Origin of the sequence: Streptomyces toyocaensis (assembly GCF_000725125.1) — a bacterium.
GTDB classification, from domain to species: Bacteria; Actinomycetota; Actinomycetes; order Streptomycetales; family Streptomycetaceae; genus Streptomyces; species Streptomyces toyocaensis.
The window spans coordinates 664,540-678,175 of sequence record NZ_JFCB01000001.1 but is presented as its reverse complement, the minus strand read 5'-3'; the positions used below and the strand labels follow the sequence as shown (position 1 = coordinate 678,175).

Sequence of the window (13,636 nt, the reverse complement as noted above, 5' to 3'; positions counted from 1 at the left end):
CCCGTACGGAACGTCCCGCCCGGTGGCTCCCCGGCGGCGGTGGTCAGTGCCGTTCGACCAGCACCGCGCTCCCCTGCCCCACGCCCACGCACATCGTCGCCAGTCCGCGTTCGGCGCCGGTGCGGCGCATCCGGTGCAGCAGGGTGGTCAGGATGCGGGCCCCGGAACAGCCCAGCGGGTGACCGAGGGCGATCGCGCCGCCGCTGGGGTTGACCAGGCCGGGGTCGATGCCGAGCTGGTCCACGCAGGCGAGCGCCTGGGCCGCGAACGCCTCGTTGAACTCGGCCTCCTGGAGGTCGGCGACGGTCCAGCCGACGCGGGAGAGCACCTTGCGCGTCGCGGGGACCGGGCCGATGCCCATGACGTCCGGGTGGACGCCCGCGGAGGCACCGGCGACATAGCGGCCGAGCGACTCCAGTCCCAGGTCGTTCAGGGCCTCCTCGCTGACCAGGAGCAGGCCGGCCGCGCCGTCGTTCATCGGGGAGGCGTTGCCCGCGGTCACCGTTCCGCCCGAGCGGAAGGCGGGCTTCAGCCGGGCCAGCTTCTCGACCGAGGTGTCCTCGCGGATGCACTCGTCGGCGTCGACGACCACCCCGTCCGGGCGGGTCACGGGCAGGAGCTCGTCGTCGAAGTGGCCGTGTCTGCGGGCGTCGGCGGCACGTTGGTGGCTGCGCAGGGCGAACTCGTCCTGCCGTTCGCGCGGGATGCCGTACCGGGTGGCGACCTCCTCGGCCGTCTCCCCCATGGCGAGCAGACCGTGCAGGTCCTTCATGGCGGGGTTGACCAGCCGCCAGCCCAGGCGGGTGTCGGCGGTCTCCATGCGGTGCGGGAGCGCCTCGTCGGGGCGGGGCAGGACGAACGGGGCGCGGCTCATCGACTCGGAGCCGCCCGCGATCACGATGTCGGCCTCGCCGGCCGCGACGGTGCGGGCGGCGGTGGTGACGGCCTCCAGTCCGGAGGCGCACAGCCGGTTGACCGTGGCACCCGGCACGGAGTCGGGGAGCCCGGCGAGCAGGGCGGCCATGCGGGCCACGTTGCGGTTGTCCTCGCCGGCCTGGTTGGCCGCGCCCCAGTAGACGTCGTCGACGCGGGCCGGGTCCAGCGCGGGCACGTCGGCCACCAGGCCGCGGACGACGGCGGCGGCGAGGTCGTCGGGCCGTACGGCGGAAAGGGCTCCGCGCAATTTGCCGATGGGGGTGCGGCGGGCGGCCGCGAAGTGGACGGGACGCACGACTGGACTCCTGACCCGGTTCCGGTCGCGAGGCCGTGACCGGCGAGGCTGCTCGTAATTAGCACTGCTAGTTTTCGACTATAGACCGGCGGACGGCCCTCTGGGAAGATCCCGGCCGCACCCGCACCCGCGCGTTTGCCCCGGAGGGCCACGGGCACCCGCGCGTCCATGGAGGGGCCGCGGAGCGCGGCCCGCGTCGGCGAGGACGAGCGCGAGGCACCGCCCCGCGGAACCACGGACGAAGCGAGAAGGAGGAACGGCACTTCATGACCGTCGTGAGGAGCACCCTGCCCGACGAGGCCCGCCGGGTTTCCTGCGAGGCCCTGCAGGACACGCTGGTGGACCTGCTCGGTCTGTCACTGATCGGGAAGCAGGCCCACTGGAACGTCGTGGGGCCGCGGTTCCGTTCCGTGCACCTCCAGCTGGACGAGGTGGTCTCGGTCGCTCGCACCCAGGCCGACACGGTGGCGGAACGGGCGGCGGCGCTCGGCGTGCCGCCGGACGGCCGTCCGGAGACCATCGCCAAGGTCTTCTCGCTGCCGGCCCCCAAGGAGGGCTGGCTGCGCGACGCGCAGGCCGTGAAGGTGATGACCGAGGCACTCGGCGCGGCGGTCACACGGCTGCGCGAGCGCATCGACGCCACCGAGAAGGCCGATCCGGTCACCCAGGACCTGCTGATCTCGATCACCGCGGAACTGGAGAAGCAGCGCTGGATGTTCGAGGCGGAGAACTACCCCGGCGACTCCTGACGGCCGCGGCACCGGGAAGCACACGCACGTAAGGGGCACATCATGGGCGACTCCCTCGAGATGGACGCGCTGTGGAACGAATTCCACCGAGTGGTGAACATGACGTCGGCGGAACTGGCGGCCTGGCTGCGGGTGAGTGACGCAGGTGAGACGACGGAGCCGCTGCCCGACCGGGCGGGCCCGGAGACCGGGCAGCACGTCCTCGCCATACTGCAGAAGCGCCGCACCGACCTCACCGAGGACGACCTGCGCGTGATGGAGGAGGTCGTGGACGCCGTCACCGCCCAGACCGACCTGGAGAACGAGCCGCTGGCGGAGGACACCCCCCGCCGGCACCGTCTGATGACGCTCGGCCACGATCCGCTCAAGGCCTGACCGTGTCCCGCCGGGACGAGGGGCGGGCGGTGGTGCGCGCCCTCCTCGACACGCACGGCGAGACCTACGCGGCGGAGGCCGGCATCGGGCTCCGGAACACCCCGCAACCGCTGTACCGGCTGCTGGTGCTGGCCCATCTCCTGAGCGCCCGCATCAAGGGGTCGATCGCCGTGGCCTCCGCCCGTGCCGTGTACGAGGCGGGGCTGGGCGATCCCCGCCGCATGGCCGGGGCCGGCCGGCAGGACCGGGTGGACGCGCTGGGCCGGGGCGGCTACCAACGCTACGACGAGCGCACCGCGGCCCAACTGGGCGACGCGGCCGGTCTGCTGAACGAACGCTGGGGCGGCGACCTGCGCGGGCTCCGCGCGGAGGCGGACGGTGACGTCGGCGAACTGCGCCGTCTGCTGCAGGAGTTCCCGGGCATCGGCCCCGTCGGCGCCGACATCTTCCTGCGCGAGGTCCAGCTCGTCTGGCCGGAGGCGGCCCCGCTCCTGGACGGCAAGGCCCTGCAGGGCGCGCGGCGGCTGGGGCTGCCGCAGGACCCGGAGCGTCTCCTCGGCCTCGCCCGAGGCACCGAACCGGCCGTGCTCGCGGCCGCGTTGGTGCGTGCCGCGATCGACAAGGACGTCGTCGAGGACACCCTGAGCCTGGCCGCCTCCGTGTGAGACCCACGCCGGCCCGACCGCACTTCCCTCGCCCGTTCACGGGACACCGTGAACAGGCGAGGGGCACAATGGCCGCGGTGGTCCGCACGGGCCGTAAGGGCGAGCGAGAGGGAGACGACGTGGGCGGCAGCCGCACCCCGCCGAGCGGTTCGGCCAGACTGGACACCGGTGTGGCGCACAACGCGCGCGTGTGGAACCACTGGATCGGCGGCAGGGACAACTACGAAGTCGACCGGCGGGTCGGGGACCACGTCGCCTCGATCATCCCGGTCATCCGGGACATCGCCCGCGCGGACCGCGACTTCCTGGGCCGGGCGGTGACGTACCTCACCCGTGAGCGCGGTGTGCGGCAGTTCCTCGACGTGGGCACGGGGCTGCCGACCGCGGACAACACCCACGAGATCGCGCAGCGCGTCGCGCCGGACTCACGGATCGTGTACGTCGACAACGACCCGCTCGTGCTGGCGCACGCCCGCGCCCTGCTGACCGGCAGCAGCGAAGGCGCCACCGACTATATCGACGCCGACGTGCGCGACCCGGAGGCGATCGTGGAGCGTGCCGCCGCGACGCTCGACCTGGCCAGGCCCGTCGCGGTGATGATGCTCGGCATTCTGAACTTCGTGCTCGACACCGGCGAGGCCCGGGACATCGTGCGCCGGCTCGTGGCGGCGGTGCCCTCGGGGAGCTTCCTGGTGCTCACGCACCCCACCTTCGATCCGGAGGTCGGCGGCGAGCTGCAGGTCCCCGCCATGGAGTTCTGGAACGAGAACGCCACTCCCCCGATCACCGCTCGCGGCGCCGCGGACATCACCGCGTTCTTCGAGGACCTCGAACTGGTCGAGCCCGGCCTGGTGTCCTGCTCGCGGTGGCACGCCCCGTCCGACTCCGCCGTCGTGGTGCCGCAGTACGGCGCGGTGGCCGTGAAGCCTTGACCGCTGAAAGTATGATCAAGCAATGTCTGACATGACCGAAACCACGCCGGGCTGGCTGTCCTCCGACGACCTGGAGATGGCGCGCGCCCAGATGCCGATCCTGTACGTCGAGGCCGTCCCCGTGCGGGTCGACGACAGCGGCGAAGTCACCAGCGTCGGTCTGCTGCTGCGCATCGGGCCCGACGGAACGGTCAGCCGGACCCTGGTCTCCGGCCGGGTGCTGCACCACGAACGCGTCCGGGACGCCCTGCTGCGTCACCTGGAGAAGGACCTCGGTCCGGTGGCGCTGCCCCGCGTCCCCGCGTCGCTCCAGCCGTTCACGGTCGCGGAGTACTTCCCCACCCAGGGCATCACCCCCTTCCACGACCCTCGTCAGCACGCGGTGTCCCTGGCCTACATCGTGCCCGTGACGGGTGACTGCCGGCCCCGTCAGGACGCGCTCGACCTGGTGTGGTTCAGCCCGCGGGAAGCGGTCTCGGCGGCGGTGCAGAGCGAGATGCCGGGCGGGCACGGGGTGCTGCTGAAGCAGGCGCTGGCGCACGCGGGCTGTGTGATCTGACGCGGAGGACGCTAGCTCGCCGGGTGGGTCAGGTTGGCCCCGGTCGACGGGTCGAAGACGTGGGCCTTGCCCATGTCGATCCGGAGCTCGACGGGTGCGCCCTCGCGGGCGCGGGTGGCGGCGTTCAACCGGGCCACGATCTGCTGGGCGCCTCCGGCACCCGTGTCGCCGAGGCCCGAGTCCGTTGCCAGTTCCTGCAGTTCGGCGGTGGTCACCGGGCCGCCCTCGGCGCTGAAGTAGACGTACGCGTCGGAGCCGAGGGACTCCAGCACGTCCACCGTGGCGGTGACGAGGGGGCCGCCCGTCTCACGGGCGAGGCCCGCGTCCTCGAAGGCCTCCGGACGCAGCCCCAGGATGACCTCGCGGGGCGCCCGGCGCTGTTCCAGCGCCCGGAGCGAGCGGTCGTCGAGCGGCAGGTCGCCCAGCGGAGTGCGCAGGCTGCCGGCGGACAGGGTGGCGTTGACGAAGTTCATGGCCGGGGAGCCGATGAAGCCGGCGACGAACAGGTTGCGCGGTGTGTCGTAGAGCTCGGCGGGGGTGCCGACCTGCTGGACCAGGCCCTGCCGCATCACGACGACCCGGTCGCCGAGGGTCATCGCCTCGGTCTGGTCGTGGGTGACGTACACGGTGGTGGTGCCCAGGCGGCGCTGCAGCCGGGAGATCTGGGTGCGCATCTGCACGCGCAGCTTGGCGTCCAGGTTGGACAGCGGTTCGTCCATCAGGAACGCCTTGGGGTCGCGGACGATCGCCCGGCCCATCGCCACCCGCTGGCGCTGTCCGCCGGAGAGGTTGGCGGGTTTGCGGTCCAGGAACTCGCTCAGGTCGAGCACCCGGGCGGCCTCCTCGACCTTGGTGTCGACGGTGGCCTTGTCCACCTTCGCCAGCCGCAGCGGGAAGCCCATGTTCTCCCGCACGCTCATGTGCGGGTACAGGGCGTAGCTCTGGAACACCATGGCGACGTCACGCTCCTTGGGGGCCAGGTCGTTGACGACCCGGCCGCCGATGCGCAGGGTGCCCTCGGTGATGTCCTCCAGGCCGGCGATCATGTTCAGGGTGGTGGACTTGCCACAGCCCGACGGGCCGACCAGGATCACGAACTCGCCGTCGGCGATGTCGAGGTCCACGTCCCGCACGGCGAGGGATCCGTCGGGATAGCGCTTGGTGACTCCCTCGAGGACGATCTCGGCCATGGGTGCTGCCTCCTTGCCTTCACGCTCATCCCTTGACCGCGCCGGAGGTGAGTCCGGCGACGATCCGCCGCTGGAAGAGCAGGACGAAGATGATGATCGGGACGGTGATCACCACGGCTGCGGCGGCGATCGACCCGGTGGGCTGCTGGAACTGCGAGCTGCCGGTGAAGAACGCGATCGCGGCGGGCACCGTGCGCGCGGACTCGGTGGAGGTCAGCGAGATCGCGAACAGGAAGTCGTTCCAGCAGAAGATGAACACCAGGATCGCCGTGGTGAACACCCCCGGCGCGGCCAGCGGCACGATGACCAGGCGGAAGGCCTGCGCGGGGGTGGCCCCGTCCACCTTGGCGGCCTTCTCCAGGTCCCAGGGGATCTCGCGGAAGAACGCCGACAGGGTGTAGATCGCCAGCGGCAGCGAGAAGGTCATGTACGGGATGATCAGGCCGGACCAGGTGTCGAAGATCCCGATGATCCGCTCGATGTCGAACAGCGGGGACACCAGGGAGATCGGTGGGAACATCGCGATGAGCAGTGACATGCCGATGAGGACCTGTTTGCCGGGGAACCGCAGCCGGGCCACCGCGTAGGCGGCCATGGTGCCGAGGATCACCGCGATCACGGTGGCGATGAGGGCGATGCCGATCGAGTTGATCAGCGCCCGGGTGAACTCGGAGGTCTCGAAGATGCCCCGGTAGTTCTCCCAGGTCCAGTCCCGGGGGATGTAGTTGCCGTCGGTGAGGGTGCCGGGGTCCTTGAACGACAGCGCGGCGATCCACCACACCGGGAAAAGGGCGTACAGCACCACCACGACGTTGACGACGCCCCACCGGGTCGCGTGCGTCCTGCCCGCGGCGGCCATCAGCGCTTCACCTCCGCGCCGGGTGCGGCGGCACCGAACAGCTTGACGAAGGTGAAGGCGATGATCCCGACGCAGAGGAAGATCAGGACCGAGATCGCCGACCCGATGCCCAGGTTCAGCGCGGTGAACAGGTTGTCGTAGCCGAGGATGGACAGGGAGCCGGTGCCGTGGGCGCCCGCGGTCAGGACGTAGATGTTGTCGAAGATCCGGAAGGCGTCCAGGGTCCGGAAGAGCAGGGCGACCAGGATGGCCGGCTTCATCAGCGGCAGCATGACCTTGGTGAACCGCTGCCAGGGGGTGGCGCCGTCGACCATGGCCGCCTTCAGGGTCTCCTCGGGGACGAGGGCGAGGCCGGCGAGCAGCAGCAGCGCCATGAACGGCGTGGTCTTCCACACCTCGGCGAGGATGATCAGCCACAACGCGGGCCACTGTTCGGTGAGCGGGGCGTCGCCGCTGGGCAGCAGCTCGGCCAGATAGCCGAGTTCGGGGGTCCAGGCGTACTGCCAGGAGAAGGCCGCGACCACGGTGACGATGCCGTACGGGACGAGGACCGCGGTGCGCACGGTGCCGCGCAGGAAGAGCGTGCGGTGCATCACCAGGGCGAGGCCCATGCCGAGGACGAGTTCCACCGCCACGGACACGGCGGTGAGGAACAGCGTCACCCAGAAGGCGTCCCACCAGAACGGCGAGGTGAGCACCGCCCCGTAGTTGTCCAGGCCCACGAACTCGGCACGGGCCGGGAAGCGCAGGTCGTAGCGCTGGAGGGACAGGTAGACCGCGTAGCCGATGGGGTAGGCGGTCACGGCGACCATGACCAGGACGGCCGGCGCGCACAGGAGCCAGCCCAGCCGGCGCTCCTGCCTGGCACCGGCGGAGAGGGCCTTCCCGGCCCGCGCCGTGTCCTTCACCGGCTCTGCCGTGGTGCTCACGGGATCACACCCTCGGATCGCAGGGCCTGGTCGATCTGCTCCCCGATGGTGCCGACCGCGCTCTCGGGCTCGATGGCCGACGGCGGGGACAGGGCGTGGGAGACGGCGATCGACACGTTCTGGTAGGCGGGGGTGAGCGGCCGTACGCTCGCCGACTCCAGGGAGGACAGGACCTCCTCGGAGAAGGGGTACTGCTTCATGAACGACGGTTCGTCGTACAGGGCGCGCAGGGTGGGCGGCAGTCCGCCCTCGAGCGCGGCGGTGAGCTGGTTCTCCCGGTCGCGCAGGCACAGGGCCGCCTCGAAGGCCAGGCCGGGGTGGCGGGAGTAGGCACTGACGGCGAGGTCGATGCCGCCGATGGTGGGGCGGGCGGGACGGTCCGCGTCCACCCTGGGGTAGGGCGCCCAGCGGAAGTCCTCGAAGAGCCGCGGGTTGTTCGACCTCATCGACGGATAGACGAAGGGGTAGTTGACCTCGAAGGCCGCCACACCCGACTCCATGGCCAGGCGGTTCTGGTCCTCCATCTGGTTGGGCAGGGAGGGGTCGGCGGCCGGGGAGCGGGCGAGGTCGCGCATGATCGAGGCGGCCCGTACGGCGGGCGGACCGAGTGAGGGCTCGGTGGCGCTCGGGTTGAGGATCGAGCCGCCCGCGCTGTTGACCAGGGAGTTGAACCAGACGGTCAGGCCCTCGTACTGGGCGCCCTGGATCTCCACGTAGTGCGGTTTGCCCTGCCGGGCGAGGCCGCGTGCCGTGTCCAGCATCTCGGACCAGGTGCTGGGCGGGGTGGGCACCAGGTCCTTGCGGTACCACAGGAGCTGGACGTTGGTGTTGTACGGGACGGCGTACAGCCTGCCCTTCCAGGTGGCCGTCTGCAGGGGGACGCGCAGCGTGCCCTCGGTGGCCCGGCGCTTGGTCTCGCCGGTCCACTCGCGGATCCAGCGCGCCTCGGCGAACTCGGCGGCCCAGGTGACGTCGAGTCCGAGGATGTCGAGGGAGTCGTCCTCGGCGGCGAGCCTGCGCACCATCTGCTGGCGCTGGCCGTCGGCGGCGCGGGGCAGCTTGTTGTAGCTGATCCGGTAGCGGCCGCCGGACGCCCGGGTGCACCGGTCGGCGGCCTGTTGCAGGGCGCCGGAGTCGTCCGGGAAGTTGTACCAGTTGAGGGTGGGGCGGGAGGTGTCCTCGTCACCGCCGCAGGCGGCGAGCGTCGATGCCAGCAGGGTCAGCGCGACCAGCGCCCGCGTCCGTCGCGGCCCTCCGGTACGTCCGCGCCTCGCGTGCACGCGCTCCACACCTCGCTCCCGGGGTCGCGGCGCGGGTGTCGGAGCCCGCGGCGGTGCCTACCCGGGGAACGTTAAGCAGTACACAGGGTGACATCAAGGACATCTGCTGACGATTCGCCTGGACCCGCCCGTGTGTGCGAGCGGCGTACGGACGGTTGTTCAGCCGGTGGCACCTCCCGGGGTCACCAGGCCGGTCTCGTAGGCCACCACGACGGCCTGGGCGCGGCTGTCGAGGTCGAGCTTGGCCATGGTGCGGTTGAGGTGGGTCTTGACCGTCGCCTCGCTGATGAAGAGCTGTTCGGCGATCTCGGTGTTGGACAGTCCCCGCGCCGTGAGCAGCAGCACCTCGCGTTCCCGGGCCGTGAGCGCCTCCAACGACGCCGGGGAGTCAGGCACCGGCTCCGAACGCTGGACGTAGGCCTCGATGAGCCGGCGGGTCACGCTCGGCGCGAACAGCATGTCGCCGCGGGCGACCGCCCCGATCGCCTCCAGCAGCCGCTCGGGTCCCGTGTCCTTGAGGAGGAAGCCGGAGGCCCCGGCGCGGAGGGCGGCGTACACGTACTCGTCGAGGTCGAAGGTGGTGAGCACCAGTACGCGCGGCAGTGCGGGTCTTCCCGCCGATGCTCCGGGACCCGGTGGCGCGGCGGCGGCCTCCGCGAGGATGCGTTCGGTCGCGGTGATGCCGTCCGTGCCCGGCATGCGGATGTCCATGAGGACCACATCGGGCCGGGTACGGGCAGCGCAGGCGACGGCGTCCGCACCGCCGGTCGCCTCCCCGACGACCTCCACTCCGGACGCGGCCCGCAGCAGAGCGACGAGCCCCGCGCGGATCAGGTCCTGGTCGTCGACCACGAGCACCCTGATCATCCCCGTAATCGATTCCCTCATTTCCCGGCGGTCCGCACCGCGGTGGGAAGCGTGAGGCACACCCTGAAGCCACCGTCGGCGCGCGGACCGACGTCCACCGTGCCGCCGTAGAGCCTGGCGCGTTCCCGCATGCCGATCAAGCCGTGCCCCGACGACGGCGGAACGTTGGCCGGAAGCGGTCGCTCCCGTCGTCCGTCGTCGGTGACCGTGACGGTCAGTTCCCGCGGGCCGTACGCGACGACCACGACGGCGTCGGCCGGGCGCGCGTGCTTGATCACGTTGGTGAGGGCTTCCTGCACCACGCGGTACGCGCACAGCTCGACACCGGGCGCCAGTGACCGGGGAGTTCCCTCCGTCCGCAGATCCACCGGGACCCCCGCTGCCCGGACCCGCTCGACCATCTCGCCGAGCCGGGACAGACCGGGCATCGGCGCATACGGCGTCGCCCCCGCGTCCGCCGGCCGCAGACCCTCCGGATCCGTGCCGTCCTCGGGCCCGGTGCGCAGCAACGTCAGCATACGGCGCAGTTCGCCGAGCCCTTCTTGGCTGGTTTCGTTGATCGTGCGCAGGGCCGCGCGGGCGGTTTCCGGTTCGGAGTCGAAGACGTAACTCGCCAGACCACCCTGCACGTTGATGACCGACATGTGGTGGGCGACGACATCGTGCAGCTCGCGGGCGATCCGCCGCTGCTCCTCGGCGACGGCGTGACGCATCCGGTCCCGCTGCTCGCGCCGCAACTGCTCGGCCAGTTCGGCGAGCCGGTCGGCGCGGCGGGCGGAGACCTGTGCGGCGACGCCCGCCCGGCATCCGACGGCGGGGAAGACGGCCGCCTGGGCGAGTACGGCGGGCGTGGCCTGCCCGGCCCGCCAGCCGGCGTACATCCACACGGCGCCCACCAGCACCGTGCAGACGACGGCCGGGCGCAGGGGGCGCAGCGAGGCAACCGTGTACAGGGCGAAGAACGGCCCCATCGAGTTCACGACGGGCCAGTAGCCGAGGGTGATGAACAGCGCCCACGCCGAGCCGCTCACCGCGAAGACCGTGAGCGGGGCGCGTCTGCGCAGCGCGAGAGGCGCGTTGACCAGGCAGGTGAGGGCGATCCCGAGGCCGTCCTGGGCCTGCCAGTCCGCCCCGGGTTCCGGCTCACCGCCGAGCAGGACGGCCACCACGGTGAAGGCCGCGGCGATCGCGGTGTCCAGCCAGAGATCCCGACGTTCGATCAGCCGTTTGATCCAGCGCACGGGCGCAGCGTACGGCTACGGCGGCGCCCCGGCCGCCGGTTCACGACGCCCGGGGTCCCCCTTCCCACCGGGTCACGTCAGGAAGTGGCCGTAGCACTCGGACTTCCACGCCCAGCGGTGCGAGCTGATGCCGTTGTTCACTCCGGCCCCGCTGCTGAACCGGTCGTCGCTGAGGTTGCTCGCGTAGAGCTCATTGCGGGCCAGGCAGCTGTAACCGCCGCCCCAGTCGGTACCGGTGCCGTTGTAGACGGCTACGGCCATGGTCGACTTGCCCTTGTTCAGCACGGAGCTCGCCCTGTTGGTGTCGCCGCCCTGGAAGGAGCCGGAGCTGTTGCCCCAGTTGGAGTCGTTGCCCTTGGCCTTACCGAGGAAGCCGGTGCAGTTGGTGCCGTTGTAGGCGTAGAAGTACTCGGGGGTCGCGCCGTACCACGCGTCCTTGCAGGTGGCGGCCGGCTGCGCGGCGGCCTGGGCGGTCGTCGCGGGAACGCCTGCGCCCAGGGCCGCGAGGGCGAATGCCGCCAGGACGGCGGAGGTTTTCCGCATGAGTCATCACTCCTTGCGTCGATGTGCGTACGAGTGCCTGATCGGTGGTGCGCTCCGCGGCTCGGATGCCGCGGAAGTCCTCGCCCGGGTCAGGGCGACGCGGCGCCGGCGCCGAGGCTCCGGGCACGGGCAAGCGCGGTGAGGTTCATGCGCCGGAAGGTGGCGATGTCGTCGCGGTAGGGGCGCAGCCTCTCCTCTCGCAGCCGGCGTTCGAGGGTGCGTGCGGTGCGGACCAGCGGGGTGCTGTTGGCGCAGGTCGCCTCGGCGACGGCGATCCTCACCTCGGTGGCCCGCGCGGCGTCCGGGCTCATGCCCTTGGTGATCCGCGGCCGCTTCTCGCGGATCTCGCGCGGGGTGGCGTAGGGATGACCGGCTTCGCGCATGCAGGCCGCCCATGCGGTGACCGCGCGCTCGAAGCGGGGGTCTGCGACGAGGTCGGGGGCGTAGAGGGCGGTGAGGCTCTGGGCCGTCTTCCTGACGCGGAACCAGGTGGGCAGATCGCCGTACAGCTGCTCCATGGCCGTGGAGCGGCAGCCGTCCCGGGGCGTCGACACCGTGCCGCCCAGCGGCAGTTGGACGGTCAGGACCTCGTCGAGCGTGCCGTCGAGGGTCTTGTTGTAGCGGACGAGGTCCGGCTGGTTCAGACGCTCCGCGTAGGCGGCGTTGCGGTCCGCCAGTCGCGCCCGTTCCGCCCTCTCCTCGAGTTCCCGGCCGTAGCCGTACTTCTGCGCCCAGGCGACGTCGGTGAGCACGTATCCGTGGCCCTGCCGGTCGGCGACGCTCGCGACGGGGCTGAGCCAGTACGGGAAGCCGTGCTCCTTCATGCACCTCCTGACGAGCATCTCCTCGCCGCGCTCGACCGTGATCTGCTCGGCGTACGTCAGGTCGCGCGGCGTTGCCGGGCCGGCGGCCGGAGGCCGGTTCCCGCTCGGGGCGCACCCCGCCACCACGACTGCCGCGGTGGCGGTCAGCACCGCGCAGAGCGGGGCGAGCAGCCACCTCCCCCTGCCATGGCCGTTCCTGGTCATGGGTGACTTCATGCCCGCCCCCCTGCAGCCCCCGTCAGCGAGGTGTTCCCCGCTCGACAACAGAAGGTAGGCCGCCGGCTCCGGGGGATCGTCAGCCCACCGGTTGACGATCCCGGTAAACCCTGGCGGTACTCCGTCGGGTGGACTCAACCGTGGGTGCAGGCGGCACCCGGTCCGGTGTGGGGGCAGAAACGGCGAAGAGGCCGTCCGGGTGTCCCCGATACGGCCTCCGACCTGCTCCTCGGCAAGTCGGGACGACAGGATTTGAACCTGCGACCCCTTGACCCCCAGTCAAGTGCGCTACCAAGCTGCGCCACGTCCCGTTGCCCGCCTGACCTGGGGATTCCCCCGGCCGAACGCGCACGGAAACCATACCGCACTCGGGGCGGTGATGGCGCACCCGTTTCCCCCGGGGGACGACTTGACCTCAACCAAGGTCGAGGTCGCACGATCGGCGTATGACGATCACCGAAGAGCGCACGCGCCCCTACGGCTACACCGATCTGCCGGCCCTGATGGGGCTGATGACGGGCGACGAGAAGCACGGTCCCGCCGCGACGTCCACGCTGGACGTGCTGTGGGTGCTCTACGACCGGGTGCTGCGGGTCGGGCCCGGACGGACGGACGATCCGGGGCGGGACCGGTTCCTGCTGTCGAAGGGGCACGGGCCCATGGCGTACTACGCCGTGCTGGCCGCCAAGGGATTCGTGCCGGTGGACTGGCTTCCGGGGTTCGGCTCGTACGACTCCCCCCTCGGCCACCACCCCGACCGCGTGCTCGTGCCGGGGGCCGAGATCGGCAGCGGGTCGCTGGGGCACGGCCTGCCGATCGCGGTCGGCACGGCGCTGGGGCTGCGCGCCCAGGGGCTGGACGAGCCGCGGGTGTGGACGCTGATCGGGGACGCCGAGCTGGACGAGGGCAGCAACCACGAGGCGATCGCCTTCGCCGGTCCCGCCGGCCTGGAGCGGCTGCACACCGTCGTCGTCGACAACTCCTCCGCCTCCTGGGCCCGGCCCGGCGGGATCGTGGCGCGCTTCGAGGCGGCCGGCTGGTCCGCGCTCACGGTCGACGGCCGCGACCACGAGGCGCTGTACGCCGCGTTCACCGCACCGCATCCGGGCAGGCCGCACGCGGTCGTGGCCCGGGTCGAGCCGAAGAGCGCGTGAATCTCCCCCTGTCGTTCTCCTC

The 13,636-nt window shown here is 71.5% G+C and carries 15 protein-coding genes and 1 tRNA gene; 6 read left to right on the top strand and 10 right to left on the bottom strand.

Translation table 11 applies throughout. The features are described 5' to 3' along the window. Positions 1 to 43: 43 nt before the first annotated feature. Positions 44 to 1,231 carry a thiolase family protein gene (locus BU52_RS02845; protein WP_037927209.1) on the bottom strand — a complete coding sequence of 396 codons (1,188 nt, stop codon included), beginning with the start codon at positions 1,229 to 1,231 and terminating at the stop codon, positions 44 to 46. A gap of 266 nt (positions 1,232 to 1,497) precedes the next feature. Here BU52_RS02845 and BU52_RS02840 point away from each other — a divergent pair, with 266 nt between their 5' ends. The 5 genes from BU52_RS02840 (at position 1,498) to BU52_RS02820 (ending at position 4,511) form a co-directional block, all read left to right on the top strand. Then, on the top strand, positions 1,498 to 1,980 hold the full coding sequence (locus tag BU52_RS02840; RefSeq protein WP_037927206.1) for a Dps family protein: 483 nt from the start codon (positions 1,498 to 1,500) through the stop codon (positions 1,978 to 1,980). 42 nt (positions 1,981 to 2,022) lie between these two features. Further along, complete coding sequence (locus BU52_RS02835; RefSeq protein WP_037927203.1) at positions 2,023 to 2,355, top strand: DUF3140 domain-containing protein; 333 nt, start codon at positions 2,023 to 2,025, stop codon at positions 2,353 to 2,355. A gap of 2 nt (positions 2,356 to 2,357) precedes the next feature. Beyond that, entirely contained in the window at positions 2,358 to 3,020 is a 663-nt protein-coding gene (locus tag BU52_RS02830) for an HhH-GDP family DNA glycosylase (protein WP_037927200.1), read from the top strand. A gap of 119 nt (positions 3,021 to 3,139) precedes the next feature. Further along, the gene (locus BU52_RS02825) at positions 3,140 to 3,952 is read left to right on the top strand and encodes an SAM-dependent methyltransferase (protein WP_037927887.1); all 813 of its coding nucleotides are present in this window, start codon (positions 3,140 to 3,142) and stop codon (positions 3,950 to 3,952) included. A gap of 31 nt (positions 3,953 to 3,983) precedes the next feature. Next, the gene (locus tag BU52_RS02820; RefSeq protein ID WP_037927199.1) at positions 3,984 to 4,511 is read left to right on the top strand and encodes an NUDIX hydrolase family protein; all 528 of its coding nucleotides are present in this window, start codon (positions 3,984 to 3,986) and stop codon (positions 4,509 to 4,511) included. A gap of 11 nt (positions 4,512 to 4,522) precedes the next feature. On the opposite strand, the gene BU52_RS02815 is transcribed toward BU52_RS02820, so the two are convergent. The 9 genes from BU52_RS02815 to BU52_RS02775 form a co-directional block, all read right to left on the bottom strand. Next, the gene (locus BU52_RS02815; RefSeq protein ID WP_037927195.1) at positions 4,523 to 5,701 is read right to left on the bottom strand and encodes an ABC transporter ATP-binding protein; all 1,179 of its coding nucleotides are present in this window, start codon (positions 5,699 to 5,701) and stop codon (positions 4,523 to 4,525) included. Positions 5,702 to 5,726: 25 nt separating this feature from the next. After that, on the bottom strand, positions 5,727 to 6,560 hold the full coding sequence (locus BU52_RS02810) for a carbohydrate ABC transporter permease (RefSeq protein WP_037927193.1): 834 nt from the start codon (positions 6,558 to 6,560) through the stop codon (positions 5,727 to 5,729). Continuing rightward, positions 6,560 to 7,489, bottom strand: coding sequence for a carbohydrate ABC transporter permease (locus BU52_RS02805; protein WP_037927190.1), 930 nt, complete (start codon positions 7,487 to 7,489; stop codon positions 6,560 to 6,562). Before BU52_RS02805 ends, BU52_RS02810 begins: the two co-directional genes overlap by 1 nt. Continuing rightward, a complete protein-coding gene (locus BU52_RS02800; protein WP_200881138.1) occupies positions 7,486 to 8,769 on the bottom strand; it encodes an ABC transporter substrate-binding protein in 1,284 nt (427 codons plus the stop codon). The genes BU52_RS02805 and BU52_RS02800 overlap by 4 nt, the downstream gene beginning before the upstream one ends. 159 nt (positions 8,770 to 8,928) lie before the next feature. After that, positions 8,929 to 9,636 (bottom strand): response regulator, encoded by a 708-nt coding sequence (locus tag BU52_RS02795; RefSeq protein ID WP_037927188.1) that lies wholly within the window; start codon positions 9,634 to 9,636, stop codon positions 8,929 to 8,931. A 17-nt stretch (positions 9,637 to 9,653) separates the two neighbouring features. Next, positions 9,654 to 10,877: a sensor histidine kinase gene (locus BU52_RS02790; protein WP_235216242.1), complete on the bottom strand. Its 1,224-nt coding sequence runs from the start codon at positions 10,875 to 10,877 to the stop codon at positions 9,654 to 9,656. 72 nt (positions 10,878 to 10,949) lie between these two features. Further along, the gene (locus BU52_RS02785) at positions 10,950 to 11,420 is read right to left on the bottom strand and encodes a hypothetical protein (RefSeq protein WP_037927186.1); all 471 of its coding nucleotides are present in this window, start codon (positions 11,418 to 11,420) and stop codon (positions 10,950 to 10,952) included. 89 nt (positions 11,421 to 11,509) lie between these two features. After that, positions 11,510 to 12,448 (bottom strand): hypothetical protein, encoded by a 939-nt coding sequence (locus BU52_RS02780; protein ID WP_037927183.1) that lies wholly within the window; start codon positions 12,446 to 12,448, stop codon positions 11,510 to 11,512. Between the two features lie 249 nt (positions 12,449 to 12,697). Continuing rightward, positions 12,698 to 12,771 (bottom strand) — tRNA-Pro (locus BU52_RS02775). A 135-nt stretch (positions 12,772 to 12,906) separates the two neighbouring features. On the opposite strand from BU52_RS02775, the gene BU52_RS02770 reads away from it, so the two are divergent. Next, positions 12,907 to 13,614, top strand: a complete 708-nt coding sequence (locus tag BU52_RS02770; protein ID WP_037927179.1) for a thiamine pyrophosphate-dependent enzyme — start codon at positions 12,907 to 12,909, stop codon at positions 13,612 to 13,614. Positions 13,615 to 13,636 lie beyond the last annotated feature (22 nt).

Bases quoted from the DNA above. Each gene is read 5' to 3' on its own strand.
- BU52_RS02840 (WP_037927206.1), top strand. From the start codon at position 1,498: ATGACCGTCGTGAGGAGCACCCTGCCCGACGAGGCCCGCCGGGTTTCC.
- BU52_RS02835 (WP_037927203.1), top strand. From the start codon at position 2,023: ATGGGCGACTCCCTCGAGATGGACGCGCTGTGGAACGAATTCCACCGA.
- BU52_RS02820 (WP_037927199.1), top strand. From the start codon at position 3,984: ATGACCGAAACCACGCCGGGCTGGCTGTCCTCCGACGACCTGGAGATG.
- BU52_RS02815 (WP_037927195.1), bottom strand. From the start codon at position 5,701: ATGGCCGAGATCGTCCTCGAGGGAGTCACCAAGCGCTATCCCGACGGA.
- BU52_RS02810 (WP_037927193.1), bottom strand. From the start codon at position 6,560: ATGGCCGCCGCGGGCAGGACGCACGCGACCCGGTGGGGCGTCGTCAAC.
- BU52_RS02795 (WP_037927188.1), bottom strand. From the start codon at position 9,636: ATGATCAGGGTGCTCGTGGTCGACGACCAGGACCTGATCCGCGCGGGG.
- BU52_RS02785 (WP_037927186.1), bottom strand. From the start codon at position 11,420: ATGCGGAAAACCTCCGCCGTCCTGGCGGCATTCGCCCTCGCGGCCCTG.
- BU52_RS02780 (WP_037927183.1), bottom strand. From the start codon at position 12,448: ATGACCAGGAACGGCCATGGCAGGGGGAGGTGGCTGCTCGCCCCGCTC.
- BU52_RS02770 (WP_037927179.1), top strand. From the start codon at position 12,907: ATGACGATCACCGAAGAGCGCACGCGCCCCTACGGCTACACCGATCTG.